Annotated in this window: 30 protein-coding genes; 21 read left to right on the forward strand and 9 right to left on the reverse strand. The window is 67.5% G+C overall.

Annotated elements, in window-relative coordinates; genetic code table 11:
- Positions 1-40: 40 nt before the first annotated feature.
- The gene (locus RIA68_01740) at positions 41-1,372 is read left to right on the forward strand and encodes a DNA modification methylase (GenBank protein MEQ8316153.1); all 1,332 of its coding nucleotides are present in this window, start codon (positions 41-43) and stop codon (positions 1,370-1,372) included.
- A 20-nt stretch (positions 1,373-1,392) separates the two neighbouring features.
- Here RIA68_01740 and RIA68_01745 read toward each other — a convergent pair whose 3' ends face one another.
- The 4 genes from RIA68_01745 to RIA68_01760 all read right to left on the reverse strand — a co-directional run bounded on the left by RIA68_01745 (position 1,393) and on the right by RIA68_01760 (position 2,838).
- On the reverse strand, positions 1,393-1,755 hold the full coding sequence (locus tag RIA68_01745; GenBank protein MEQ8316154.1) for a hypothetical protein: 363 nt from the start codon (positions 1,753-1,755) through the stop codon (positions 1,393-1,395).
- Positions 1,756-2,274, reverse strand: a complete 519-nt coding sequence (locus RIA68_01750) for a winged helix-turn-helix domain-containing protein (protein ID MEQ8316155.1) — start codon at positions 2,272-2,274, stop codon at positions 1,756-1,758.
- A 66-nt stretch (positions 2,275-2,340) separates the two neighbouring features.
- On the reverse strand, positions 2,341-2,550 hold the full coding sequence (locus RIA68_01755) for a hypothetical protein (protein ID MEQ8316156.1): 210 nt from the start codon (positions 2,548-2,550) through the stop codon (positions 2,341-2,343).
- A gap of 30 nt (positions 2,551-2,580) precedes the next feature.
- Complete coding sequence (locus tag RIA68_01760; protein ID MEQ8316157.1) at positions 2,581-2,838, reverse strand: hypothetical protein; 258 nt, start codon at positions 2,836-2,838, stop codon at positions 2,581-2,583.
- A gap of 182 nt (positions 2,839-3,020) precedes the next feature.
- On the opposite strand from RIA68_01760, the gene RIA68_01765 reads away from it, so the two are divergent.
- Positions 3,021-3,260: a hypothetical protein gene (locus RIA68_01765; GenBank protein ID MEQ8316158.1), complete on the forward strand. Its 240-nt coding sequence runs from the start codon at positions 3,021-3,023 to the stop codon at positions 3,258-3,260.
- Positions 3,250-5,541 carry a hypothetical protein gene (locus tag RIA68_01770; protein ID MEQ8316159.1) on the forward strand — a complete coding sequence of 764 codons (2,292 nt, stop codon included), beginning with the start codon at positions 3,250-3,252 and terminating at the stop codon, positions 5,539-5,541. Before RIA68_01765 ends, RIA68_01770 begins: the two co-directional genes overlap by 11 nt.
- 35 nt (positions 5,542-5,576) lie before the next feature.
- Here RIA68_01770 and RIA68_01775 read toward each other — a convergent pair whose 3' ends face one another.
- From RIA68_01775 to RIA68_01785, 3 genes are all read right to left on the reverse strand, one after another.
- Positions 5,577-6,272, reverse strand: a complete 696-nt coding sequence (locus RIA68_01775) for a hypothetical protein (GenBank protein ID MEQ8316160.1) — start codon at positions 6,270-6,272, stop codon at positions 5,577-5,579.
- Positions 6,273-6,424: 152 nt separating this feature from the next.
- Complete coding sequence (locus RIA68_01780; GenBank protein MEQ8316161.1) at positions 6,425-7,393, reverse strand: nucleotidyl transferase AbiEii/AbiGii toxin family protein; 969 nt, start codon at positions 7,391-7,393, stop codon at positions 6,425-6,427.
- Entirely contained in the window at positions 7,390-8,193 is an 804-nt protein-coding gene (locus tag RIA68_01785; protein MEQ8316162.1) for a hypothetical protein, read from the reverse strand. Before RIA68_01785 ends, RIA68_01780 begins: the two co-directional genes overlap by 4 nt.
- Before the next feature lie 256 nt (positions 8,194-8,449).
- Between RIA68_01785 and RIA68_01790 the strand changes: the two genes are divergently transcribed.
- The 18 genes from RIA68_01790 (at position 8,450) to RIA68_01875 (ending at position 22,516) form a co-directional block, all read left to right on the forward strand.
- Positions 8,450-8,674: a hypothetical protein gene (locus tag RIA68_01790; protein ID MEQ8316163.1), complete on the forward strand. Its 225-nt coding sequence runs from the start codon at positions 8,450-8,452 to the stop codon at positions 8,672-8,674.
- Positions 8,668-10,191, forward strand: a complete 1,524-nt coding sequence (locus RIA68_01795; protein MEQ8316164.1) for a phage portal protein — start codon at positions 8,668-8,670, stop codon at positions 10,189-10,191. The genes RIA68_01790 and RIA68_01795 overlap by 7 nt, the downstream gene beginning before the upstream one ends.
- Before the next feature lie 2 nt (positions 10,192-10,193).
- The gene (locus RIA68_01800) at positions 10,194-12,200 is read left to right on the forward strand and encodes a Mu-like prophage major head subunit gpT family protein (GenBank protein ID MEQ8316165.1); all 2,007 of its coding nucleotides are present in this window, start codon (positions 10,194-10,196) and stop codon (positions 12,198-12,200) included.
- A gap of 71 nt (positions 12,201-12,271) precedes the next feature.
- The gene (locus RIA68_01805; protein MEQ8316166.1) at positions 12,272-12,604 is read left to right on the forward strand and encodes a DUF2190 family protein; all 333 of its coding nucleotides are present in this window, start codon (positions 12,272-12,274) and stop codon (positions 12,602-12,604) included.
- A gap of 27 nt (positions 12,605-12,631) precedes the next feature.
- Positions 12,632-13,018: a hypothetical protein gene (locus tag RIA68_01810; protein ID MEQ8316167.1), complete on the forward strand. Its 387-nt coding sequence runs from the start codon at positions 12,632-12,634 to the stop codon at positions 13,016-13,018.
- Entirely contained in the window at positions 13,015-13,287 is a 273-nt protein-coding gene (locus RIA68_01815) for a hypothetical protein (protein ID MEQ8316168.1), read from the forward strand. Before RIA68_01810 ends, RIA68_01815 begins: the two co-directional genes overlap by 4 nt.
- Positions 13,284-13,727, forward strand: a complete 444-nt coding sequence (locus RIA68_01820) for a hypothetical protein (GenBank protein MEQ8316169.1) — start codon at positions 13,284-13,286, stop codon at positions 13,725-13,727. Before RIA68_01815 ends, RIA68_01820 begins: the two co-directional genes overlap by 4 nt.
- Positions 13,728-13,730: 3 nt before the next feature.
- The gene (locus RIA68_01825; protein MEQ8316170.1) at positions 13,731-14,159 is read left to right on the forward strand and encodes a phage tail tube protein; all 429 of its coding nucleotides are present in this window, start codon (positions 13,731-13,733) and stop codon (positions 14,157-14,159) included.
- 16 nt (positions 14,160-14,175) lie between these two features.
- Positions 14,176-14,694 (forward strand): hypothetical protein, encoded by a 519-nt coding sequence (locus RIA68_01830; protein ID MEQ8316171.1) that lies wholly within the window; start codon positions 14,176-14,178, stop codon positions 14,692-14,694.
- Positions 14,695-14,714: 20 nt separating this feature from the next.
- Complete coding sequence (locus RIA68_01835) at positions 14,715-14,945, forward strand: hypothetical protein (GenBank protein ID MEQ8316172.1); 231 nt, start codon at positions 14,715-14,717, stop codon at positions 14,943-14,945.
- The gene (locus tag RIA68_01840) at positions 14,935-15,399 is read left to right on the forward strand and encodes a hypothetical protein (protein ID MEQ8316173.1); all 465 of its coding nucleotides are present in this window, start codon (positions 14,935-14,937) and stop codon (positions 15,397-15,399) included. Before RIA68_01835 ends, RIA68_01840 begins: the two co-directional genes overlap by 11 nt.
- Positions 15,396-15,836 (forward strand): hypothetical protein, encoded by a 441-nt coding sequence (locus RIA68_01845; protein MEQ8316174.1) that lies wholly within the window; start codon positions 15,396-15,398, stop codon positions 15,834-15,836. The genes RIA68_01840 and RIA68_01845 overlap by 4 nt, the downstream gene beginning before the upstream one ends.
- Entirely contained in the window at positions 15,837-17,825 is a 1,989-nt protein-coding gene (locus RIA68_01850) for a hypothetical protein (protein ID MEQ8316175.1), read from the forward strand. It begins immediately after the preceding gene.
- A gap of 29 nt (positions 17,826-17,854) precedes the next feature.
- Positions 17,855-18,664 (forward strand): hypothetical protein, encoded by an 810-nt coding sequence (locus tag RIA68_01855; protein ID MEQ8316176.1) that lies wholly within the window; start codon positions 17,855-17,857, stop codon positions 18,662-18,664.
- A 3-nt stretch (positions 18,665-18,667) separates the two neighbouring features.
- Complete coding sequence (locus tag RIA68_01860) at positions 18,668-19,696, forward strand: hypothetical protein (GenBank protein ID MEQ8316177.1); 1,029 nt, start codon at positions 18,668-18,670, stop codon at positions 19,694-19,696.
- A complete protein-coding gene (locus RIA68_01865) occupies positions 19,693-20,253 on the forward strand; it encodes a methyltransferase domain-containing protein (GenBank protein MEQ8316178.1) in 561 nt (186 codons plus the stop codon). The genes RIA68_01860 and RIA68_01865 overlap by 4 nt, the downstream gene beginning before the upstream one ends.
- The gene (locus tag RIA68_01870; GenBank protein MEQ8316179.1) at positions 20,253-21,152 is read left to right on the forward strand and encodes a hypothetical protein; all 900 of its coding nucleotides are present in this window, start codon (positions 20,253-20,255) and stop codon (positions 21,150-21,152) included. Before RIA68_01865 ends, RIA68_01870 begins: the two co-directional genes overlap by 1 nt.
- Positions 21,149-22,516 carry a Hint domain-containing protein gene (locus RIA68_01875; GenBank protein ID MEQ8316180.1) on the forward strand — a complete coding sequence of 456 codons (1,368 nt, stop codon included), beginning with the start codon at positions 21,149-21,151 and terminating at the stop codon, positions 22,514-22,516. The genes RIA68_01870 and RIA68_01875 overlap by 4 nt, the downstream gene beginning before the upstream one ends.
- A gap of 4 nt (positions 22,517-22,520) precedes the next feature.
- On the opposite strand, the gene RIA68_01880 is transcribed toward RIA68_01875, so the two are convergent.
- Both RIA68_01880 and RIA68_01885 read right to left on the reverse strand, forming a co-directional pair.
- Positions 22,521-24,890 (reverse strand): heavy metal translocating P-type ATPase, encoded by a 2,370-nt coding sequence (locus RIA68_01880; protein MEQ8316181.1) that lies wholly within the window; start codon positions 24,888-24,890, stop codon positions 22,521-22,523.
- Positions 24,874-26,220 carry an APC family permease gene (locus tag RIA68_01885; GenBank protein MEQ8316182.1) on the reverse strand — a complete coding sequence of 449 codons (1,347 nt, stop codon included), beginning with the start codon at positions 26,218-26,220 and terminating at the stop codon, positions 24,874-24,876. Before RIA68_01885 ends, RIA68_01880 begins: the two co-directional genes overlap by 17 nt.
- Positions 26,221-26,222 lie beyond the last annotated feature (2 nt).

Consider the following 26,222-nt stretch of genomic DNA (forward strand, 5'->3'; position numbering starts at 1 on the left):
TCACCCCGATCCCCAACCCCGAAGCACGGAGGCTCCTGCCATGAAGATCGAACTGCGTCCCCTCGCCGACATCACCCCGTACGAGAACAACCCCCGGATCAACGACCAGGCGGTCGATGCGGTCGCCGAGAGCATCGCCCGCTTCGGGTTCCGCCAACCGATCGTCGTGGACGAGGCCGGCGTGATCATCTGCGGGCACACCCGCTTCAAGGCCGCGACGAAAATGGGTCTGGCCCAGGTGCCGGTGCATGTCGCGACCGACCTCACGCCCGAGCAGATCCGGGCGTACCGCATCGCCGACAACCGGACGGCCGAGCTGTCCGAGTGGAACATGGAACTGCTGCCGCTCGAGCTGGCCGACCTTCAGGACGTCGGGCTCGACTGGTCGCTGCTGGGCTTCGACGATCGCGAGTTGCAGAAGATGCTCGATCAGGGCGCGAAGGCCGGGCTGACCGAACCCGACGCGATCCCCGAGCCACCCGACGAGGCGACGACGGTTCGAGGGGACATCTGGATCCTCGGCGAGCACCGGCTGATGTGCGGCGACTCGTCGCTGCCAGAGGACATGGCGCGGCTGCTCGCCGGCGAGCCAGTGCAGCTCGTGAACACCGACCCGCCCTACAACGTTGCGGTCCAGCCGCGGTCCAACAACGCGTTCGTGACCGGGCAGACCAACTTCGCCCCCAAGAAGCAGCACGCCAGCAAGCGCGACCGCGGGCTCGACGCGAAGCGCAAGGCCGGTCCGAGCAAGGGCACCACCACCAAGCTGCGAGCCAAGGACCGGCCGCTGGCGAACGACTTCGTCTCCGACCAGGAGTTCGACCGGCTGCTCATGGCGTGGTTCCAGAACGCGGCCGACGCGCTCGAGCCCGGGCGGGCGTTCTACATCTGGGGCGGCTACGCGAACATCGCCAACTACCCGCGGGCGCTCGAGGCGGCGGGGCTGAAGTTCAGTCAGCAGATCATCTGGCACAAGATGCACCCGGTGATCAGCCGCAAGGACTTCATGGGTGACCACGAGTGGTGCTTCTACGGCTGGCGCGAGGGCAAGGCCCACGTGTTCCTGGGGCCGAACAACGTGCCGGATGTCTGGCAGGTCAAGAAGGTCAACCCGCAGAGCATGGTTCACCTGACCGAGAAGCCGGTCGAGCTGGCGGTGCGGGCGATGCAGTACTCGTCCAAGCCGGGCGAGCGGGTGCTCGACATCTTCGGCGGCTCCGGGTCGACGCTGATCGCCGCGGAGCAGACCGAGCGCAAGGCACTGCTCATGGAACTCGACCCGCTGTACTGCGACGTGATCGTGAAGCGCTGGGAGGAGTTTACGGGGCGGAAGGCCGAACGAGAGAAAGCCCCGGCGACGGCCGAGGCGTGAGGGAGGGGGACGCGATGCGGTCAGTCGCTCGGGCCCTTCTCTCGGAGGGCGTGGTATTCAGTCATCCCGTCGAGATGGACATCGGTCGTCGCCGGGAAGTTCCGCCGGCGCTCGGTGGTGACGATGCCGCGCTCGAGCAGGAACGCCAGCGCCGTCGCAGCCTGGGTGACCGGGATCTGCGCCGCGGCGGCGAGCGTCTCGACGGTGTCGCCGTCGCCATGCTCATCGAAGCGCCAGCAGACACGCTTGAGGGCCCACATCGTGCATCGGTGCTCATAGGGCGAGCCGACCCTGGGGACGACGCTGCGCACCAGGCTGCCGTCGGCGTCGACGCAGAACGACTCGGTGCGCTCGGGCCGGGGCTCTTGGTCGGGCCGGTACATTCAGCGGCCCCCCTTCGGCTCGGCGGCGACGAACAGACCTCGGTCGGTCTTCTTGAAGCGGGCCGCGTCGCCCTTCTTCGAGATCTCTCGGATGATCGCGGCGTAGAGCGTGGCGTGCGGCGTCTTGCCGCTGGTGGTCCAGCCCGCCGCGATCGCCCGCTCGGCGATGGCCTTAGCAGCCAGGGGCTCGCTCGCTTCGGCGAGGACCTTCGCGGCGAGGTCGAGCCCGCTCGGCTTGCGATCCGTCGCGGGCTTCTTCGGGCGCGGCTGCTTGGGGACTTTGCCCTTCGCGTACGCCTCCAGATTCGCGTCGTTGGCGATCTCCTTCGGGCTGGGCACCTCGTGGTCCTGCGAGACGGCCTTGGCCTGCCGGGCCCGCTTGGTCTTCGCCGCGCCCTCGGCTCGGGCGGCGCTCGCGGACATGCGGGGCGTCTTCTTGGCCGGGGTCTTCTTCGGGGTCGCCTTGGTGCTGGCGTTCTTGGTGGTCGTCTTCTTCTTGGGGGTGGTCTTCTTCGTCATGTCGGTACTCCTTCGTGTTCCAAAAACAGCGAAGCCCGCAACGAGCGGGCTTCAGAGGGGTCGGATCTAAATGTCCCGGTTGCAGGCCGGGCATGTGGTTCGTGTTGGCGCGGCCGACTTGCGGCCCGCTTCGTACGCCCGTTCGAGCGCTTCCTTGATCGACCAGACCGAGAGGTCGTGGAAGTCGAGGCTGTCCATGTTGCGGGCGTCGAGGGTTTCGAGGCCGAGGGCCTCGCGGGCGATGCGGTTGATGGGGCTGTCGCGTGCTTTGCTCATGGTCGTCTGCTCCTCCGGGGTGCGGTGCGTTCAGTTGGCGTCGGCGTCGTCCGCTTCGGCCAGGAAGTCCTCGATGCGCTCGCGCTCCATCCCGCTCATGCTCATCACCAGCTCGATCAGCCCCTCGCGGATGCGGCCGAGGTCGCCCGGGTAACCCCAGTGCTTGTCGGCGAGCGCTGCCCGCTTGGCGTGGGCGTCGAGTTCCATCTGCAGGACGTCGATCAGGCGGGCGATGTCGCTGCGGCGCTTCGCGTAGGCCTGGCTGGCGGTCTCGTTCGTGGTCGTCATGGCGTGGTCTCCTTCGGGTGGTCCCGGCGTTGGTTGGGGCCGCGGGGATCCGCCCCGCGTGTGACACATGAAGCCATGACACTTGGCCAAAGGGAAGGCGTTTTGGCCTGCATTTGCAGATGTTTTCGAGATTCTGGGGTGATGTGGGGCGCGATGTGGCGGCAAGGTCCGGGAGGTGCGCGATGACTCCCGAACACGCGCCTAGCGACGCCAGGCCGCAGCGCCTCAACCCGGCCGCGATGTCCCCGGCCGATGTGGCCCGGGTACTCACCCGCTTGGGCGCAAGCCCCGTCACCGAAGGCATGCTCCGGGCGGACATCGACGCCGGCGCACCGACCAACGCGGACGGCAGCATCAACCTCGTGCAGTACGCCGCGTGGCTTGTGCAGCAGATGAGCGCCGGGGGTGGCCGTGGCGAGTGATTCACCCAAGATCGATCCGCGCTCGCTCAAGCCGTCGGAGACGTGCCGGCTGCTGAACTCCACCCCGCTGGGAGAGGTGATCAACGAGCGGCAGCTGCACCGCCACCGCACCCGTGCTGGGTTCCGGATTGGGGATGGGAAGACCGTCGACTTGTTCCGCTACACCGCCTGGCTGGTGGCGACGCGCCACGAGCCGAAAACCGAGCCAGCCGAGGATGAACTTTCCGGCTACGACGCCGTGCGCGAGCGGGCCCGCGAGCGGAACAAGGCCCTCTCGCTCTCAGGCCGGAACATCGGCGAGCTTCCACCGGTCGGGAACCCCGAGCGCAAGCGCCGCTGCATCGAGTCGTTCAAGGCGTTCTGCGACACTTACTTCCCGCAGACCTTCCATCTGCCGTGGTCGGACGATCACCTCAAGGTGATCGCCAAACTGGAGACGGCGGTGCTCGAGGGCGGCCTGTTCGCGATGGCCATGCCGCGCGGCAGCGGGAAGACCACGCTCTGCGAGACGGCCTGCCTCTGGGCGATCCTGATCGGGGCCAGGCCGTTCGTGTGTCTGATCGGCTCCGACGAAGAGCACGCGGCCTCGATGCTGGAGAGCATCAAGAGCGAGCTGGAGAACAACGACCTGCTCGCCGACGACTTCCCAGAGGCGTGCTATCCGATCCGCTGCCTGGAGGGGATTCACCAGCGGGCTTCGGGGCAGCTCCACAAGGGCGAGCCGACGCACATCGGATGGACCGCCAAGGAGATCGTCCTTCCCACCATCGAAGGATCCGCCGCGTCGGGCGCAATCATCGCCGTTGCGGGGATCACCGGACGCATCCGCGGTATGAAGCGCAAGCGTCCGGATGGCCAGAGCGTCCGCCCGTCGCTCGTGCTCATCGATGACCCGCAGACCGACGAGTCGGCCCGGAGCCCCAGCCAGTGCGCGGCACGGGAGCGCGTGCTCGCGGGGGCCATCCTCGGCCTCGCCGGGCCGGGCCAGAAGATCGCCGGGCTCATGACCGTGACGGTCGTGCGCCCCGACGACCTAGCCGACCGGCTGCTCGACCGCGACAAGCATCCCCAGTGGCAGGGCGAGCGGACGAAGATGGTCTACGCCTTCCCGGCCGACGAGGCGCTATGGGCCAGATACGCCGAGATCCGGGCCGAGGGACTGCGGGCCGACCGGGGTCTCTCGCAGGCGACATCCTTCTACAAACGGAACCGCAGGAAGATGGACGCGGGTGCATCGATCGCCTGGCCGGCGCGGTTCAACCACGACGAGCTGAGCGCCGTCCAGCACGCCATGAACCTCAAGCTCCAGGACGAGGCCGCGTTCTGGGCCGAGTACCAGAACGAGCCGCTGCCCGAAGTCGCGGCGGACGACGACCTGCTCACGCCCGAGCAGATCGCGGCGAAGACCAACGGCATGCCGCGGGGTGTTGTGCCCATCGGCTGCACGCGTGCGACGGCGTTCATCGACGTGCAGGGCAAGCTGCTGTTCTGGCTCGTCGCGGGCTGGGAAGACGACTTCACCGGCTACGTGCTCGACTACGGCGCGTGGCCGGACCCCAAGCAGCAGTACTTCTCGCTGCGGGACGCGCGGCGGACGCTACTGACCGAGTTCCCAAGGGCGGGCCGGGAGGGCGCGATCTACGCGGGGCTCGAGGCCCTGACCGGCGAGCTGCTCGGCAAGGCGTGGCGGCGCGACGACGGGACAGACCTGCGCATCGAGCGCTGCCTGATCGATGCGAACTGGGGACAGTCGTCGGACGTGGTGTACCAGTTCTGCCGCCAGTCGCCCCACGCCGGGATCGTCATGCCCAGCCACGGTCGGTACGTGGGCGCGAGCAGTATCCCCTTCAGCGACTACAAGCGCAAGCGCGGTGAGCGGGTCGGGCTCAACTGGCGCGTGCCGCTGGTGACCGGCAAGCGGGCCGTGCGGCATGTGGTCTATGACACCAACTACTGGAAGAGCTTCACGCACGCGCGGCTGGGCGTGCCCATGGGCGACCCGGGCTGCCTGTCGCTCTTCGGCCGCGAGGCCTCACGGCACCGCCTGCTCGCCGATCACCTGACCAGCGAGTACCGGGTGAAGACCGAGGGCCGCGGCCGCACCGTCGACGAGTGGAAGCTGCGGGTCGCGGGCCTCGACAACCACTGGCTGGACTGCCTGGTCGGGGCGGCGGTCGCGGCGTCCATGCAGGGGGCGGTGCTGTTCGGGACGGACCACAAGGTCGCGGCGAGGCCTCGTTTGCGGCTGTCCGCTCTGAGGAAGTCTCGCACGGGGTTCTGATCAGTACACTGGCTTCGCTGGGCACTGTACCGTGATCAGCTTGACGACAGGCCCTTCTTCTCAAGCCAATCCGAATATGCGGAGCAGTTGCTATGTCCTTTCTTTCGCTGGATACGGCCGAGTGTCGTATTGTCGATGCGCCGCTGAAGGAATGAGCACGCAGCTGCAAACTGCTCCACGGGAGTATCCTTCACCTTGCACCCGATTTCCTTCTGGTAGGCAATGCGGATCAAGGGAAACTTCATCGGCGTGCCGGTTCGTTCGCAATCCCACTTCTTCATCTCGTTGTAGCGATCGATCAGATAGTTAAGGTAGTTTGCCATGTTCGGATGCTCAGATACAGTCCCCGGCATGACGGGCGACCGGACGCTTCTCTGACCGGAGCGGACTGTCAGAGATCCCACATTGAGGTCGCGACCAGCCGCGAAGTTGTTCGTGCCGACGAGTCGAAGCATCGATGGCTGTTCCGAGCTTGGCCTCGTCAGTGTCGTCCGCGAGGAGTGTTTAGCCTCATAGAGATCCTTCTTGGACAGGCCGCCGCGCTCTGCCTTCGCGTGGCATGATGCGCAAAGGACCAGCATCTGTTCTTCGACGTGCTCTGATGGATCTCCCTCGATGTGGTGAATTTCCAGCGTCCTCACGTCGGGTTCACCGCACACACAGCAGGAACTGCCGCTCTCTTGAAACAAGCGTTTTTGGAGCTGTGACGGAATGGTTCGCCGCTTCGACATGAGTGATGATACCTCGACAGGCTGAGGAAGGTTGAGCGGTATCAAGCATCGCTCGTGAAGGCCAGGCCACAACGGGATCAAGTGCACCACAGTTTTTCACAAATATGGTGGATTTGATCCATCGCAGATGGGTTCCCCGCACCGGGTCATGGCTACTCACCGTGGTGCTGCCGGACATTCTGGGCTTTCCACGCGATCAGTGGATGCCCGGCGACGCGCTCAGCAAGATCTGAATCTGCGGTGATCAACTCCGGCCGGGCTTCACCGTGATCGAGCAGCCGATCGAGAAACTCCCGCTCATTGTCCCGGAAGGGGAGCAATCGCTCCAGGCCCTGTTGGCACTCGGATACAAGACGCCGAGCCCAGTCCTCAAAGTCCCCGGCCTGCTCTCGTGTTTGATGGCGGAGTACCGGGACCAGTTGGTCCTGCAGTTCCTGCGGTTCAAAGGCGATGTCATCGAGCGTGACAGTTCTCCAGTCCTTCCGATTCATCGCACCGATTGCGACGAACCCACTACGCAGTCGTGTGTCGTCAAGATCGCTGCGCCCGAGCAAGGCGTGGGCATCGAACAGATCCCTGCTGGCATGCCGGGCGAACAGGGCCGCGAACTTCCCTGCGGCGATCTCGTGGATGTCGAGGACCGGTACCCGCTGGGCGGAGAAGTGGCCGAGCGGGCGCGAGTCCATGGGCCCCGCCGGCCACAGCGGGATTCGGAACATGAAGTTGAGATCGACTTCGATGTTGCCGTTCCCGCCCAGCACGCTCTGGTATCGCATCCGCCACTTGCCGCCCGCGTGGTCCGCGGGCGCTCGGGTGATCGCGAGCCCTTCGGCCTGGCTGACTACTTGGATCGCGCGCTCGACCTCGGGCCGCTCGGCGAGCATGGCCTCCCGGTCCGTCGAGCCGATGTAGTTCAGGTCGATGTCCACCGACAGCCGAGGCACATCGAACAGGAAGAGATTCAGCGCTGTGCCTCCCTTGAGCGCCACACGCTCCTTGAGGTGCGGATGCTTGCGGATCGCTTCGAGCAGTGATAGAAGTCGCGCGACTTTCTCCAGGATCTCTGGGCGGAAGGACAGCGAGGCGGACTCGGCGAGCAGGCGCTCTCGTGAAAGATTCATCCGACCTCCTTCCACGTCTGCTCGGCCAGTTCCAGCGGCACGACTATGTTCCATGTGCTGACCATGCGGTTCGCTTTGGTCGCGGCTCGCTCGATGTAGTGTGGTGACTTCGGTCGCTGCCTGCGGAGCGTTTCCAGGTGCACGGGCTGGACGGCGAGTCGGCTGGCGTGCATTTCCAGGAAGTAGCCGACCTTGGCGACGGTGGTGGCGGAGCCGAGCCGCAGCGCGTACTCGACAAGCTCATCGAGGTCGAAGTACGGCACGGACTCCAGCGAACGCCAGACCTCTTCCAATCCGCCAGAGAGATCGAGCCGGTCGAGCACGTCGACGCAGGTTCGTTCCAAGGTGGTCACGCGAACATCCAGACCGAGCCGGTCTACGACACGGACGCCCATCCGGTGATCGTGATCGAGCGCCTTGGGCACGCGGACCGGCTGGAACGAGAACGACCGCACTTTGGCCGGGCGGCTTGAGGTCCTGGTGAGGTACTGGTACTGCTCGAAGACGCTGTGGGCATATCCATGGAGTTCGAGGGCCGTGTGGTATGCGAGCACCGCGTCGGGAGCCATGCGGGAGGCGACCAGATACGGATCGACGGAAGCCGTTGCCGGATCGCTGCCCGTTGGAACGGTCATGTAGAGGCCGCGTCTGAGCCGGACGATGCGGCCTCGCGACTCATGGTGGGCCAGAACGGACTGCCGGGTCGCGCTGTGGCCCGAGCCCATCTGCCGGTGATGCTCGGCAAACTCGTCGGCCGTGAAGACCGGATAGCGTGCGAAGAAGCTCTCTGGGTCCATCATACTTGAATTCCTTTGCCGAAACCTGGCCCAATGATACTGGTGTCGGCAATCAGAATCAAGTCTCTTGATCCGGAGACTTGATATGGTGTGCAGAAACATGGCCCAGTGGGCATAGTATCCGCAATCAGAATCAAGTTCTGGTGCTTTGGTGGGGCTCTGCGGGCCTAGTCCGCCCCCGTTCGGCGTGCAGGGGACGATTTCACGGCATAGGTGACCCGAGAGGCCCCCGCGAGGTGCGGGGGCACGCGAGGTTGCCGTGCCCGATCCCACCCCCAATCTCGAACAGGCGATCGCCGACAACGCCGCCGGGCCCGCGAAGGCCTCGGTGGACGGGCAGTCGGTCGAGCAGCACGCGATCCGCGACCAGATCGAGGCGGACCGCTACCTCGAGTCCAAGCGGGCCACGCGCCGGCGCGGGCTAGGGATCCGGCTGTTCAAGATCGTGGCAGGCGGCACCGGCGGACGGGAGGGCGGATGCTGAAGCGCCTGCTCGCCCCGCTCTCGCGCCAGGCCGACCCGGTCCGGACCGCCTCGGCGATCATGCCTCAGCGGGCACGGATGGTCCGGGCACGGTTCGACTCGGCCCAGACCACCGCCGACAACCGCCGACACTGGGCCGCGGCCGACGGGCTCTCGCCCAACGCGGCCGTCAGCCCCGAGGTGCGGCGCATCCTGCGCAACCGCGCTCGCTACGAGGTGGCGAACAACTCCTACGCCAAGGGCATCGTCCTCACGCTGGCCAACGACACCATCGGCACCGGGCCGCGGCTGCAGATGCTCACGCCCGACGCTTCGGTCAACGCCCGCGTTGAGGAAGCCTTCGAGGCTTGGTCGGCGGCGATCGACCTGCCCGGCAAGCTCCGCAGCATGCGGATGGCCCGGGCCGAGAGCGGCGAGGCGTTCGGCCTTCTGATCTCCAGCCCCGGGCTCGACACACCCGTCAAACTCGACCTGCGCCTGCTCGAACCCGATCAGGTCTGCACGCCGTGGTTCGGGCGTACGCCCACCGGTCAGGCGGTGACCGATGTCGACGGCATCGTTTTCGACGCCAGCGGGCTGCCGGTGGCGTACCACGTGCTGCGGCACCACCCCGGCGACGGGGCGTGGCATGCCGTTCGAGACCACGACACCTACCCGGCCGCCTCCGTGCTGCACTACTTCCGGCCCGACCGGCCAGGGCAATGGCGCGGCATCCCGGACATCACACCCGCCCTGCCGCTCTTCGCGCAGCTCCGCCGCTACACGCTGGCGGTGATCGCCGCCGCCGAGACGGCCGCGGACTTCGCGGCGGTGCTCTACACCGATGCACCCGCCAACGGCGAGGCCGACCCGCTCGAGCCGATGGACGAGGTCGAACTCGAGAAGCGGATGGCCACCGTGCTGCCCGGCGGCTGGAAGCTCGGGCAGGTCCACGCCGAGCACCCGTCAACGACCTACGGCGAGTTCAAGCGCGAGATCCTCAACGAGATCGCCCGCTGCCTGAACATGCCCTTCAACGTCGCGGCCGGGAACAGCTCGGGCTACAACTACGCCTCGGGCCGCCTGGACCACCAGACCTACTTCAAGAGCATCCGCGTCGAGCAGCACCGCCTCCAGCAGACGGTGCTGGACCGCTTGCTGCGCGCCTGGCTCGACGAGGCCGCGCTGGTCGAGGGGCTGCTGCCCCAGGCGATGCGTGTGCGCGGCGCAGCCACACCACACGTCTGGTTCTGGGACGGCGTCGAGCACGTCGACCCGGCCAAGGAAGCTAGCGCGCAGGCGACGCGCCTTGCCAACCACACCACAACGCTCGCGCACGAGTTCGCACGCCAGGGACGCGACTGGGAGGACGAGCTCCGCCAGCGGGCCAAGGAACTGGCCCTCATGCGCGAGCTGGGGCTGCCGGTCACCACCAATGCTGGCGGCCCAAGCGACACAGCGGGCGAGCCCGCACCCGAAGACACCAACCCCGACACCGACGAGACCGTCACCGACGAAGCCACCAAGGAGGCCGCGTAGCGATGTCACACCACCGCATGATCCAGGCGTCCGCTGCTCCCGCGCAGCCCACTGCCCTTGCTCACCTGAACCCCGGCTCGCACCCCAAGACGCTGGCGCTCACCGCGCAGGCGGAGTTCGAGATCGAGGGTGCTGAAGCCGCTGATAGTGCTTCGGCTCCCCTGCCGCGGTTCCGGATGATGGCCTACAGCGGCGGGCCGATGCGCGTCGCCGGCTGGCGGCACCCGGTCGTGATCGACCTGGCCGGACTGGCGATCCCCTCGCCGTCGCGGCCGATCCGGTTCGGGCACGACGCGACGGCGGGCGTCGGGCACACCGACCAGGTGATGGTCGAAGACGGTCGGCTGGTGGCGACGGGGATGATCTCCCGCGACACGCCCGCGGCCCGCGAGGTCGTGGTCTCAGCGCGCAACGGCTTCCCCTGGCAGGCGTCGGTGGGCGCGAGCGTCGAGGCGTTCGAGTTCCTCCGCGAGAACCAGACCGCGACGGTCAACGGCCGCGAGGTCGCCGGCCCCTTGAACATCGTGCGCAAGTCCACGCTCGGCGAGATCAGCTTCGTCGACCTCGGGGCTGACGGCTCGACCTCGGCGACCATCGCCGCGGGCGCTGCCGCAGGGGACGATGCATCCGATCCCGTCCAGGGCGCGGGCAATCCTGCGCCCGAAGCGAACCAACCCGCGATCACCGACCCGGTGCAGGCCATGCGGCAGCAAATCGCCGCCGAGAGCGAGCGGATCGCCGCCGTGCGACGCCTGTGCGCGGGCCAGCATCCGGAAATCGAGGCCCGCTCGATCCGCGAGGGCTGGGACGCGACCAAGACCGAGCTGGAGGTCCTGCGGGCCAGCCGGCCCAAGGCCCCTGCCATCCACGCCCCCGCCGCGCCAGCGGTGAACCAGCGGGTACTCGAAGCCGCGTGCGTTCTCTCTGGTCGTCTGACCACCCCGGAGCGTCACTGCGCCGAGCAGGATCTGGAAGCCGCGACGCGGGCCTTTGGGCAGTCGATCGGGCTCCAGGAACTGCTGCTCCACGCCGCGTGGGCCAACGGCTACACCGGCCGGACCTTCCGCGACTGGCACGGCGTGATGGACGCGGCCTTCGGACGCGGGATCGAGGCATCCAACAGCACGATCAGCATCGGCGGCATCCTCTCGAACGTCGCCAACAAGTTCCTGCTCGAAGGCTTCTTCAGCGTCGAGCGCACCTGGCGGAACATCACCGCCGTGCGCAGCGTGACGGACTTCAAGGCCGTCACCAGCTACCGCCTGACGGGCAACGACCAGTACGAGCGCATCGCGCCCGGCGGCGAGATCAAGCACGGCACCCTGGGCGAGGAGACCTACACCAACCGGGCCGAGACGTACGGCCTCATGCTGTCGATCGATCGCACCGACATCATCAACGACGATCTGGGCGCGATCACCAGCGTGCCCCGCAAGCTCGGAGCGGGTTCGGGCAAGACCATCAACGACATCTTCTGGAAGACCTTCCTGGCCAGCTCGGGCTTCTACACGGCGGGCAACAACAACTACCTCGCCGGCGCGGACACCGCCCTGTCGATCGACGGGCTGACCAAGGCCGAGGTCGCCTTCATGGACCAGGTGGATTCCGACGGCAAGCCGCTGGGGGTGATGCCGCAGGTGCTGCTGGTGCCCACAGCGCTGTCGGCGCTGGGCAGCCAGCTCTTCAAGAGCATGGAACTGCGTGACAACACCTCGAGCGCCAAGTACCCGGTGACCAACCCGCACCAGGGCAAGTTCCGCGTCGAGGTCAGCCGCTACCTGGGCAACGCGGCCTACCCGGGCCAATCGAGCAAAGCCTGGTACATGCTCGCTTCACCGGCGGACCTGCCGGTCATCGAGGTGGCGTTCCTCAACGGACAAGAGGCCCCGACCATCGAGACCGCCGAGCAGAGCTTCAACCGGCTGGGGATCCAGATGCGCGGCTACCACGACTTCGGCGTGGCGCTGCAGGACCCGCGTGGCGGCGTGAAGAGCAAGGGTGAGGCATGACTCAGTTCGGCGGCGGCGGGTTCGACCCTGTCGACCCCGGTGACACAGGCAACGGCAACGGAGGCATAGCGATGGCAACCACATTCGTACAGCAGGGCGCGGCGATCGACTACACGCCGGGGGCAGACACGCCCGCGGGCACGGTCGTTGTGCAGGGCGATCTGGTCGGGGTCACCCGGGTGGATCTCAAGGCGGGCCAGCTCGGGGCGCTGGCGGTCGAGGGGGTCTTCGACTTCCCCAAGGCGACCACCGCGGGCACGGGCTTCACCGCCGGGCAGCTCGCCTACTGGGACAACACCAACGACGTGGCGACCAAGACCGCGACGGGCAACAAGCTCATCGGCAAGGCGGTGCGGGCCGCGGCGGAAGCCGACGCGACCGTCCGCATCCGGCTGTCGCAGTAACCGGCCGCATCGATCGGAGGCTGAACCGTGGCGGACCTGCTCGAACAAGGCGCATCGTTCCTCGATACCCAGCGGCACGCGCACATGACGCGCCAGGTGGTGTACCAGCGGGGCGCTGCGCAGGTCGAGGTGAGCGCCACCATCGGCCGCACGGAGTTCGAGCAGGCCGACGAGGCCGGGCTCATCCACCGGATCGAGTCGCGGGACTTCCTTGTCCGCATGGCTGATCTGGATCTGGGTGATGGCCCCGCCTTGCCCAAGGCCGGCGACCGCGTCCGCGAGACCGTCGGTTCATCCGTGTTCGTCTATGAGGTCAACGCGCCCCGGGGTCAGCCGCCGTGGCGGTACAGCGACCCGTACCGCAAGGCGCTCCGCATCCACACCAAGCACATCGCCACCGAGGACCTTTCGTGACCAGTGTTCCCACCAACGGACATCCCGCCAGGCCCACGCCCCCGCCGAGCGCTGGACACCGCTGGGCCGCGATCGCGCTGACCGTGGGCATGGCCGCGCTCGCCGTCACCGTCCAGTGGGGCGTGGTCACCACCAAGCTCGACCACGTCGAGCGGCGGCTCGATGAGCTCATCGTCGAGGCCCGGTCGCTGCGGGCCGAGTACCAGGCGATCGAACGCCGGGTGTCCTACCTCGAAGGCCGCTTCATCGGAGGCGCAAAGGGGCCATGAGCACGATCAGCACCCTCGCCGACGCGGTTGCCGAGCACATCAACGCGGGCACCTACGCCCAGCCGGTGTCGGCCGTCCGCACCTACCAGCCCGCGTTCACGCTCGAGGAACTGAGCGAGCTGCGGGTATCAGTGGTGCCGAGGACGACCACCGTCTCGGCCGCGAGCCGCGAGAGCAGCACCTACGAGCATGTGCTCGATGTGGGCGTGCAGAAGAAGCTGCCGGCCCCCTCTGAAGACGGGAACGAGCAGGCCGCGATCGACGAGCTGCTCGAACTCACTGAGGCCATCGGCGACCGCCTGCGGCACACGCGACTGGCGGGCTCCCCCGAAGCGGCGTGGGCTGGCCTTGCGCACGAGCCGGTCGTCTCCAGCGAGAGCCTTGAGCAGCACCGCGTATTCACCAGTGTTCTGAGCGTCACCTACCGGGTGAGGAGGTAACCGATGGCAATCAAGCTCGGCATGGAGGCCAAGCTGCTCTACCTGGTCGGCGGCCAGGGCGGGGCCGGCACGTGGACGGCGATGGACAACGTTCGGGACGTGACCCTCAGCCTGGAAGCGGGCGAGGCCGATGTGACCACCCGCGCCAACGCGGGCTGGCGCGCCACGGTCGCCACGCTCAAGGAGGCAAGCGTCGAGTGGGAGATGGTCTGGGACACCGCCGACGCGGGGTTCGGAGCCATCAAGGACGCGTTCTTCAACAACGACTTGATCGGGCTGCAGATCCTCGACGAGGCCGACGGCCAGGGGCTGCAGGCGGACTTCTCGATCACGAACTTCAGCCGCAACGAGGCGCTCGAGGAAGCCATCACCGTCTCGGTGACGGCCAAGGTGACCTACTCGGACACGGCTCCGAGCTGGATCGGCGGATAACGGATCGGAGGCATCGATGCGCACGTTCAAGGACAACCAGGGCCGCGAGTGGACCGTCGAGATCACCGTCGCGGCGATCAAGCGCGTGCGAGGGCTCGCAGGCGTTGACCTCATGGAGGTGCTCGAAGGGTCAAACGGGCTCATCGAGAGGCTCGTGCGCGATCCAGTACTCCTGTGCGACGTGATCTACGCCGCGTGCAAGCCGAAGGCGGATGAGCGTCAGGTCAGCGACGAGGCGTTTGGCGCGTCGATGGCCGGGGACGCGATCGAGCACGCGACGGCGGCCCTCCTGGAGGAACTGGTGGATTTCTGCCCGAGCCCGAGGGACCGGGCCAACCTCGGGCGGGTGCTCATGGCCACACGCGAGGTGATGGACAAGGCCCGGGACGTGGTGGAACGCCGGATCGACGAACTGATCGACGGCGGGGCGCTGGAGCGGGCGGTGCTGGAAGCGGTGCCGCCCACGGTCGAGGCGGCGGCTGGCGGCTCGTCTGGCAGTGCGCCGGCATCCTCGGCATCGATCCAGCCCCCCTGACGCTGCGCGAGCTGGTCGCGATGGCCGAGGCCCGGCAGCGCGACGAGTGGAGTCGGACGAGTTCGGTCATGGCGCTGGTGGCCAACACCCAGCGCAATCCCAAGAAGACCCGCCCGTTTCGGCCCGGCGACTTCGACCCGTTCGCCCGGGCCGCTGACAAGCGAGCGAAGGTCATCCCGGCCCCCGTGTCGGTGCTCAAGGACGTGTTCATCAGGAACCAGAAGCAGCAAGGAGGCACACGTGAAGATTGATCCCAAGCATCTGGCCTTCGGCTTCGGCGTGGTGATGCTTTCGCTCGGGCTCGGCGCGTGCGCCGGCTTTGACCTGGGCGACGTCGTCAAGGTCAAGACGCCGAGCGGCATCCAGCAGACCCGCGGCCTGCCGCGCACCACCACGCTCAACGAGGCCGAGGCCGAGTACCGGGCCTGGTTCGAGGACACCCAGCGGGTCGGGGCCCTGTGGAAGGCGTCGATCGAACGCGGCGGCGAGATCCGTGGCCTCTTGGGGCAGATCACCCTCTCGGCCCTCGACGACTTCGGCCCCACGCTCGCGGGCGTGCCCATTGCGGGCCCGGCTCTGCCGGCGCTGACTGGTCTGGCGGGACTGTTCATCGGCGCAGGGCGACTCCGCAAGGAGAAGGAGGCGTCGTTCAACAAGGGACTGAAGGAAGGCCGCGTGGTGCAAAGCGGAGGATCGCCCGCGTGATCACCATGAGGATCAAGGATGTGTTCTTCGACCGGCCCGCGGTGAAGCGGTCGGTGGACGCCGCGAAGCGCCGGGTGCTGAGCAAGGGCGGCGCGTTCATCCGCACCGCCGCCCGGACCAGCATCCGCAAGCGCAAGGGTTCGGCCCCGCCCGGCAAGCCGCCGCACTCGCACGAGGGCTCGCTGCGGCGGCTGATCCTCTTCGGCTACGACCGTCGGTCCGACAGCGTGGTGGTCGGCCCGGTGGGCTTCAAGAAGAGCGTTGCGCCGCGAGCACTCGAGCACGGTGGCGCGACCGTCGTCGTCTCACGCCGACGCGGTCGGCTGCTGAGCCGGAAGGTCAAGATCGCCGCCCGTCCCTACATGGCCCCGGCGCTCGAACGCGAGCGCCCGAAACTGCCGGTGCTATGGCGCAACAGCGTGCGGAGGGGGTCCTAGATGGCCGACACCCGAGGCATCCGGGCCGGACGGGCGTTCGTCGAACTGGGCGTCAGCGACAAGCTGTCGGCCGGGCTGCGGCGCGCCCAGAAGCGGCTCAAGGCCTTCGGGGACGGGCTCCGCAGCGTCGGCACCAGGCTGACGGCGATCGGGGCTGGCGCGGTCGCCTCGCTGCTGAGCACGGTCAAGGTCTTCACCGCCATGGGCGACACGCTGGACAAGATGAGCAAACGCACCGGCGTGAGCGTCGAGTCGCTCAGCGAGCTCGGCTTCGCCGCCGAGCAGTCCGGCGCTGACCTGGCGACCTTCGAGAAGGGCGTGCGGTCCATGCAGCGGTCGATCAACGACCTTGGACGCGGGCTTTCCACCCAGACGGACGCGTTCGCTACCCTCGGGCTGACGATGGCCGACCTCGACGGGCTCTCGCCCGAGGCGCAGTTCAAGCTCATCGCCGAGCGGCTCAGCCAGATCGAAGACCCCAGCCGACGCGCCGCGATCGCGATGCAGATCTTCGGCCGTGCGGGCTCGCAGCTCCTGCCCCTCATGGAGGGCGGGGCCGCGGGCATCGAAGAGCTCCAGGAACAGGCTCGGCGGCTCGGGCTGACCGTCTCGACGCAGACCGCCAAGGACGCCGCAGAGCTCAACGACACGCTCAACATCCTTTGGCGGGTCATCAAACAGGGCGTGTTCGTCATCGGCTCGGCGCTCGCGCCGGTGCTCAAGGACCTGACCGAGCGCATCACCCGGGTCATCGTCGGCGCATCGGACTGGATCCGCCAGAACCGGGCCGTGGTCGTCTCAGCGCTCAAAATCGCCGCCGCGATCGCGCTGGCGGGTGTGGTCCTGATCGGGCTGGGCGTGCTGGTGGCGGGTGTCGCGGCGACCTTCGGCCTGCTGGCGAGCATCATCACCGGCGTCGGGACGGCGATGGGCATCGTCGGCGCGGCCTTGGGGGCGCTGCTCTCGCCCATCGGGCTGGTGGTGGCGGCCGTCGTCGGACTCGGCGGCACGCTGCTGGTCACCTCGGGCAAGGGCGGCGAGGCGCTCGCCTGGCTCATGGAGCAGTTCACGCGCCTGCGCGACTGGGTGTCCAAGGTCACCCGCGGCATCTCCGACGCCCTCGCCGCCGGCGACATCGCGCTCGCGGCCGAGATCCTCTGGCTGTCGCTCAAGGTCATCTGGCAGAAGGGTGTGGCGGCGCTGAACTCGGCGTGGCTCGAGGCGCGGCGGTTCTTCGTCTCGACCGCCCAGTCGATGTGGTACGGCGCACTGGCGGCCGCGCAGATCGTGCTGCACGCGCTCGAGGTCGGCTGGATCGAGACGACGGCGTTTCTCTCCAAGACCTGGTCACGCTTCACGGGCGGCTTCCAGAAGGCGTGGGAGTCGGCCTCGTCGTTCGTCGCCAAGCGGATGCTGGAGATCCAGGGGCTGTTCGACGATGGGCTGGACGTCGAAGCGGCCAAGAAGGCCGTGGACGAGCAGCTCGAGCAGCGGCTTGGCGAGATCGACGACCGCACCCGCGCGGCCCTGGCCGACCGCGAGGCCCGGCGATCGTCCGAGCGCGACCGATCCAGCGATCTCAACGACGCCACGCTGTCGGAGATCGGCAAGCAGTACGAGGACGCCCAGAAGGCCCTCGATGCCCAGACCGACGAGCGGGTCACCGATGCGCAGCGCGAGCTCGAAGCCGCCCGCAAGCGTCTCGACGACGCCATCGAAGAGGCCCGCAGGCGTCGCGAAGAAGCCGAGGCCGAGCCCGACAGCCGCCCGCGCAACCTGCTGGCCGAGTTCGAGGACCGCCTGCGCGGCATCGGCGACCTCGTGGCCGAGGGCATCTCGGTGCGCGGCACCTTCAACGCCAGCGCCGTGCAGGGGCTGGCCTCCGATGACGCCGTCGCCGAGCGGACAGCCAAGGCCACCGAACAGACCGCCAAGCACACCCGTCAACTCGCCGACGCCGCCAAGAGTGGCGGCCTGACTTTCGCATGAGCAGGACCTTCGCGTAGGAGCAACACCCCGTGCCGATCACCGTGACGGAGAAGTTCGAGAGCCGCCGGTCCACCAAGGGAGACAACCCTTCGGCGGAGCTCGTCTACACCGTGCGCGGCACCAACGACGACCTCGCGGCCCGGTCCGCCGCCGAGGCCGAGAGCCCGGGTACTTACGACGGCCTGCCCCGGCAGACGGTGTCGGTCGAGCCGGTGGGCTTCGAGCTGTGGGAGGCCACGGCCCGGTACGCGCAGGCTCAGGGCGGCGGGTTTCCGCAGACCGGTGAGAGCGTCTTCAGCTTCGACACCGGCGGTGGCACCCAGCACATCACGCAGAGCAAGCAGACGATCAGCAGCCACGCGGCATCGGGGACGACAGCGCCCGACTTCAAGGGCGCGATCGGCGTGACGGGTGACGGCGTCGAGGGCGTGGACATCACCGTGCCGGTGTACCAGTTCAGCGAGACGCACTACCTGCCGGCCAGCCAGGTCACGCAGGCGTACAAGGGCACGCTGTTCAACCTGACCGGCAAGGTCAACAGCGGCTCATGGAAGGGCTTCAGCGCGGGCGAGGTGCTCTTCCTCGGCGCGTCCGGCTCGCGCCGTGGCACGGGTGTGGACTCCGACTGGGAGATCACCTTCCGCTTCGCGGCGAGTCCCAACGCCTCGGGCATCTCGGTCGGGCCGATCAGCGGGATCAGTAAGAAGGGCTGGGAGTACCTGTGGGTCCGCTACGCCGACGCTGAGGACGCGGGTTCGCAGGCGATCGTCAAGCGGCCCGTCGCGGCGTACGTCGAGCGGGTGTACGACCAGGGCAACTTCTCGGCGCTGGGGATCTGAACCATGACCGACGCCTTCCGCAAAGTCCGATCCGGCCAGCCGCTGGTGATTCCCGCACGGGCGTACAACGCATTCGTCGATGCGGCCGTGGCCGAGCGCCGGCGCGAACAGACCCAGGGCGGCGGACCGCTCGCCGATGCCATGCCGCGTGGGCTGGTGCTGGTGCGCAACGACTCCGACCATACGATCGAGCCGTACCACGTGCTCGCGATCTTGGGCGTGCTGGTCGAGCCGGGCGAGAACGATCAGGAGCGGACGTTCCTCAGCCGCACCCCGCTGACCGGCGTCGTCGCCAACGAGGGCTCGAGCCCGATGGCGTTCGTGCTGGCGACCCAGCCGATCAATGCGGGCGAACTGGGGCGTTGCGTGCTGACGGGCGTGACACCCGCGCGGGTGTTCGTCAACAACGAGCTCGACACCACCTGCGATCTCGCGCCCGAGGAGACGGTGCTCACGAGCACACCCATGGGCGGCATCCCGATCCTGTGGAAGGAGGAAGGCGTCGGCGAAAAATGGGCGGTGATCGAGATGGGCCAGCCGTCGTCCGGCCGTGTCACCGCGATCCTCGGCGCGGCCCAGCCAATCCCCAGCGAGCACAACCGCTGGCGCTACCCGTGGCAGGAGGCCCGCCTCGACGGCGATCCCGGCAGCGAAACCTACCTCCGCTATGTGGCGGTGACCGACGGCCTGTCGTCGCAGTTGCCCGGTGGCGGCGAAGACCCCACGCTGCTGGCGATCAACCGCTTCGAGGCGCACCACATGAACACAGCCGAGCCGGGCTCGGGCTTCGAAGGATTGCTGGGCCTCGGTCCGGTGTGCGACCTGCCAGGCGTGCTGCCCAAGTGTCCGCCCGCGCGGTCACTTCGCCCCAAGCTCGTGCCCATCCCCGATGGCGTGTGCGTGCAGCTCACCTGCGAACGCAGCAGCAGGGGCCGTCCCGTCTGGGTCTTCGAAGCCATGACGCTGATGGAACTGGCCGACCCCGCCGACGGCGACCGCAAGTTCAACCTGTTCGTGGAGGGCGGGGCATGAGCCAAGCCACGAACGATATCGAAACCCGCCGCGACCACGAGCGGGCCAAGTACCTCGAACTGGCCGCGCGGCCGAGCTCGGCGTATGGCTCGACAAACCATGGCCGCCGCGCGGTCCCGATCGTACGGGCCTGGAAGCCTCGCTTCGTCGTCGACTTCGGCTGCGGCCGCAACGACTTCATCCGGCAACTGCGCCGGCTCGGCATCGACGGTTTGGGCGTGGACTTCGCGTTCGACAACGCCGATGTCGTCAAGCCGATGCACGCGACGGGCTTCGTGGAAGGCGTGGCCGACGTGGTCACCTGCTTCGACGCCCTCGAGCACCTGCTGCCCGAGGACGTGAACCCGGTGCTGGCCGAGATGCGGCGCGTCGCCCGGCCGCGGGGGTGGTTCTGCGTCTCGGTGTGCACTCGCCCCAGCCGCATCACCGCCCTGGGCGAGAACCTGCACCCGACCGTGCGGCCCATGAACTGGTGGCTCGACCGCATCGGGCGCGTGGGCGCGGTGACCGATCGCCGGGCGGGCAGTCGCTACATCATCGGGAGGTTCACCCGCTGATGCGCGAGAACCAGTCGGACATCGCGGCGCTCCAGCACGGGCTCAAGTCACGCCGACCCGCCCGGGACGGGCTGCGCTTGTATACCGCGGACTTCGACTCGGTCTCGCTCGCGCGCTTCTACCGCGGCCGCTCGGCGTTCCTGATCCTCTCTGGCCCGTCGCTCAACCAGGTCGATCTCTCGCTGCTCAATCGGCGGGGCATCGTCACCATGGGCGTGAACAACTCGTGGACGATCCACCGGCCGACGCTGTGGACCTGCGTGGACGACCCGGGCCGGTTCATCGACACCGGCTGGAAGGATCCGGGCATCCTCAAGATCGTTCCGACGTGCATGTGGTCCAAGCGGCTGCGCATCCAGAACCCGGACGGGACCATGCGCGACAGCGCCTTCAAGGTCCATCAGATGCCCTCGCTGCTGTTCTTTCGCCGGGCCGACCACTTCGACCACGAGCGGTTCCTGACCGGTGACTCGATCCCCTGGGGCAACGACGGCAAGACTGCTGATTCGCTCGGGATCGTGGGCAAGCGCAGCGTGATGCTCGTGGCCCTGCGCTTGCTGCACTATCTGGGGTTCGGGACGGTGTACCTGCTCGGCTGCGACTTCAAGATGGCCCCGGACCGGCGCTACGCCTTCGATGAGCACCGCTCCAAGGACGCCATCCGCCACAACAACGTGCTCTACGACTCGCTGGCCCGGCGCTTCGAAGCGCTGCGGCCGCACTTCGACCAGCACAAGTTCCGCGTGGTCAACTGCTCGCCGGGCAGCGAGCTGCGGGCGTTCGAGACGATGACCTACGAGGACGCTGTGGCGGCCGCGAGCGCCGAGTGCGCCAAGCGTGTCAGTTCGCAGGGCTGGTACGAGCCGAATCCCGCGCCCGAGAAGGAGGCCGTCCGATGAGCAGCGGCCCGACGCGCTACTACCTCTACATCCCCGTCTGGGCGACAGGTACGCCGCCCCAGGGCGGAGGGTCGAGCCAGTACTCGTCCGGCTCGGGCTCTGCTCCCAGCGAAACTCCGTCGTCTTCGCCGTCGATGCCATCCAGCGAGCCGTCCAGTTACTCGACCACCGGCGACGTGATCTACACCACCGGGCCCGGTGGCACGCCCACGCTGACGACCTACACCACCGGGGCATTCACCAGCAACAGCGGCACCACGCAGTCGGGCAGCGGCACGCCGACCGAGACCGCCTCCAGCCAACCGACCGAGTCGAGCGGCAGCGGATCCAGCGGCTCATCGAGCGGCGGCGCGAGTTCGTCGGCCGGCAGTTCCGGCTTCAGCAGCGTGCAGTCGTCGGGCGGCTCGTCCGGGGGCTCCTCGGGTGGCTCATCTGGCGGTGGGTCGAGCGGCGGAGGCTCCAGCGGTGCTGGTTCTTCGGGCGGCGGGGGTTCCTCCGGTGGTGGCGGTTCGTCCGGAGGCGGCGGGTCGTCGGGCGGAGGCGGATCCTCTGGCGGCGGTGGCTCCAGCGGCGGAGGCGGCTCGTCCGGGGGCGGTGGGTCGTCGGGTGGTGGTGGCTCTTCTGGGGGTGGGTCGAGCGGCAACTGCCTGCTCTTCGGCACCCTCGTCCGTCTGGCCGACGGCCGCGTGACGCCTATCGAGAACTTGAGGCCCGGGGATCTGGTCGCCTCCGTCCGCGTCCCCGGCCTCGCGGTCGATGTGCCGTACCGCGCTCAGTACAACTGGCTGTCCCACCACGGCCTGCAAGGTGCAGATCGCACCGAGGCCCGCGTCGCCAGCGTGACCCTGGGGGAGCACCAAGGCTTCGTAGTCATCAACCGCCGCATCAAGGCGACACCCGAGCACCCGGTCCTCATCCGCCGCGGCGACGAGTGGGGCTTCGCGTCCGCCGAGTTCGTCCAGCCCGGCGACCGCCTCGTCGACGACCAGTTCAACGAGGAGCCGGTCGAACATTTCGATCGGGTGGAAGCGCCCACGAGGACCGTTGCCATCCACATCCCGGGCACCAACACCCTCCTGGCGGAGGGCGTCTGGGTCCACAACGACCTGCCCGCCACCGCCGCCTCCTCTGGCTCGGGCAGCGGCATCTCGGCGTCCGCATCAGGCTCCGGATCGGGCTCCAGCAGCGGCTCGGGCTCATCCGGCAAGTCGAGCGGCTCCTCGTCCTTCTCCTCCTCGGGCTCCTCCAGCGGCTCGGCCAGTGCCTCCGCCTCCAGCAGCGGACCGGGCTTCTCGGCGACAGCGAGTAGCCAGAGCGGCGCGCTGACCGAGGCTACAGGGCCGGGGCAGTCGGTGAAGAAGTAGTCTGCTAGGAGCTCGAAGTGATCCACCGCAACCGAAGTGCATTGGTAATCACCGACACCGAACTGAGGCTCATCGCCGCCGCTGCGATCATGGGGCTCAGCAGGACGCCGAACACCGGATACAAGATACCCGCGGCGATCGGCACGCCCGCGGCGTTGTAGGCGAAGGCGAAGAACAAATTCTGGCGGATGTTCCGCATCGTCGCGCGGCTCAACTCGCGTGCCCGCACCAGACCGTTGAGATCACCACCGACAAGTGTCATCGACGCGCTCTCGATCGCCACGCCGGCTCCGGTGCCCATGGCGACACCGACATCGGCCTGGGCGAGGGCGGGGGCGTCGTTGACGCCGTCTCCCGCCATTGCGACCTTCTGGCCCTCGCTCTGGAGTTTGCGGATGATCTCGGCCTTCTGGTCCGGCAGCACCTCAGCCTCAACACGATCGATACCGAGTTGTTCGGCGATCGCCTGTGCCGTGGTGCGGTTGTCGCCGGTCAGCATCACCACCTTCATCCCCTGCTGGTGCAGAGCGTCGATCGCCTGACGCGTGGTCTTCTTGATCGGGTCGGCAACGGCAAGAAGGGCGGCCGGTTTGCCATCGATCGAGGCGAACATCGAGGTCCCGCCCTCGCGCCGCTGCTCCTCGGCCCGTTCGGCCATGGATTCAACGGTGACGCCCTCGTCCCGCATCAGCGCGGGCGAGCCGATCGCGATACGCGCTCCATCGACCGTGGCGATGATTCCCTTGCCGGTAATGCTCTCGAAGTCCGCGGCGTCAAAACGCAGCTCGGTCCTGCTTTCCAGGCCGGAGACGATTGCTTCGGCAAGGGGGTGCTCACTGCCCCGCTCCGCCGCCGCAAGCAGAGCGAGTACTCGCTGTTCATCCATGCCTTCCGCCACCTCGGCCACCACGAGTTCTGGTCTGCCTTCGGTGAGGGTTCCGGTCTTGTCGACGACGATGGTGGTGATCTTCTCGAAGGTCTCGAGCGCCGCGGCGTTCTTGATCAGCACGCCCTGTTTGGCCCCTTGACCTGCCGCAACCATGATCGACATAGGTGTGGCCAGCCCGAGAGCGCACGGGCAGGCGATGATGAGCACGGACACCGCCGCGACCAGGGCGTAGCTGAAGGCCGGCGACGGTCCGACCAGCATCCACGTGCCGAAGGCGATGGTGGCGATGACAACGACGATCGGCACGAACCAGGCGGCTACGGCGTCCGCAAGCCGCTGGATGGGCGCTCGGGACCTTTGGGCCTCGGCGACCATCTGGACGATCTGGGCGAGCGTCGTATCCGACCCGGTCCGGCTGACCCGCATGACGAACGAGCCCGCCTTGTTCACCGTCCCACCGGTGACCCCGTCGCCGCTCGTCTTCTCCACCGGCACTGGCTCGCCGGTCAGCATCGACTCGTCGATGGTGCTCCGCCCCTCGAGGACCTCTCCGTCGATGGGGACCTTGTCACCGGGTCGGACCCTGACACGATCGCCTGGGTGCAGTTTCTCGACCGCGACATCCTGCTCGCTTCCATCGTCCAAAATGCGCCGGGCCGTCGGGGGCGCGAGTTCAAGAAGCTCTCGGATCGCGCCGCCGGTCCGTCTACGAGCGCGAAGCTCCATGACTTGTCCGAGGAGCACCAGCGTGACGATCACTGCGGCCGCCTCGTAGTAGACCCCGACCCGCCCCGACTCGTCTCGCAGAGAATCCGGGAAGAGCTGCGGGGCGATCGTGGCCACCACGCTGTAGACGTATGCCAGAGAGACGCCGATCGATATCAGGGTCCACATGTTGGGCTGCACTGCGCGGACGGATCGAACGCCCCGGACGAAGAACGGCCAGGCGCACCAGAGCACCACGGGGGTTGCGAGGACCAGCTCACCCCACTGGCTCACTGCTGGGTCAATCCACTTGTGGAACGGGTGTCCGAAGAGCATGTTGCCCATCACATACACGAGCAGCGGCGCGGTGAAGGCGGTGGCGACCCGGAAGCGACGGGTCATGTCCCGCAGCTCGGTGTCGTCATGTGCCGCGGTCGGATCGAGCGGCTCAAGCGCCATCCCGCACTTCGGACAGTCACCGGGCCCGACTTGGCGGACCTCCGGGTGCATCGGGCAGGTGTAAATTGCGTCCTTCGGTCCGTCGTGCCGTTGTGCCCCTTGATCCGCGTGCTCGTGCGAGCAGCAGGAATGCTCTGTGGTTCCCGCGCCGGCATCATCGTCCGACAGGTAACGCTGGGGATCGGCTCGGAACTTGCCAGCGCAGTGCTTGGAGCAGAACAGGTGCGTGACACCGTCGTGCATGACGCGCTCCGCTTCCGAGCCGGGCTCCACGGTCATGCCGCACACGGGATCGGTCGTGGGCCTATTCGGATTCGTCATCGCTGGAGTCCTTTCGTCGCAGGAACCACCATTCGGCCCCGAAGATCAGGGCCATTCCCCCCGCCGACACGGCTACTACGAGCGGGTCGGTGGTGAGCTTGAGGTAGAGGAAGGCCCCGAGCACGACGGCGTCGAGGATGAGGGCGGTCAGAAGGACCCACGCCTTGGCGTTCAGCTCTGTTCGCAGGTACTTGAACACGCCCCAATGGATCGCCATGTCCATCACGATGTAGAAGATCGCGCCGAGAGAGGCGATTCGGCTAAGGTCGAAGAAGACGGTAAGTGCGAGCGCGACAACAGCGGTGTACACCAGTGTGTGCTTCTGGATGCGACCCGGCATGCCGAAGTGACTGTGCGGGACCAGCTTCATGTCCGTCAACATCGCGAGCATGCGAGAGACGGCGAACATGCTGGCGATGATGCCGGAGATAGTGGCCACGATCGCAAGGCCGATCGTCAGCCACTCACCCCACTGACCGACCGCCGGACGGGCGGCCTCGGCGAGCGACGAGTCGCGAGCGGCGATGATCTCATTCACGCTAAGGTTGCCGGCGACGGCGAGCGTCACGAGCAGGTAGAGCCCGGTGCAGATGAGCAGGCTGAAGATAATGGATCGTCCGACATTCTTCTTGGGCTCCTTGATCTCATCGCCGCTGTTGGTGATGGTCGTGAAACCCTTGTATGCCAGGATCGACAGTGCGACGGCGGCCAGAAACCCGGTAATGCCGCCATGGGCGTCGGACGATGCACCATCGCCCGTCAGCGTGTCGAAGGAGAGCCCCGACACCCAGAGCCCAATGCCGGCGAAGACCGCGATGCCCACGATCTTGACGATCGCGGTGACCTTACTCAGCCCGCCGATGACCTGATTGCCGAGTAGGTTGACGACGAACGCAACGACGATCAAACCGACGCCGAGCGCGGGCACGAGCCATGAGTCGGACCCCTTGCCGAAGATCCGCATCGTGTATGTGCCAAATGTGCGGGCAACGAGGCTTTCGTTGATGACCATCGAGAAGTACATCAGCAGCGAGCAGCCCGCGGTGACAACGCCCGGGCCGTACGCCTTCTTGAGGATCATCGCGATGCCGCCCGCGGACGGGTACTCGTTGCAGACCTTGATGTACGAGTACGCGCTGAACGCGACGACGACCGCTGCGGCGATGAACGCAACCGGGAAGAGGCCGCCGGCGAGCTCGGCGACCTGACCGGTCAGGGCGAATATGCCCGCGCCGATCATGACGCCGGTTCCCATCGCAATCGATCCGGTCAGGGTCAAACTTCCGCTGCGGTAGTCCGACCCGTGATCTTGCTCGTCGTGATCCGCCATGC

This window comes from Phycisphaerales bacterium (assembly GCA_040217175.1).
Taxonomy (GTDB): domain Bacteria; phylum Planctomycetota; class Phycisphaerae; order Phycisphaerales; family UBA1924; genus JAHCJI01.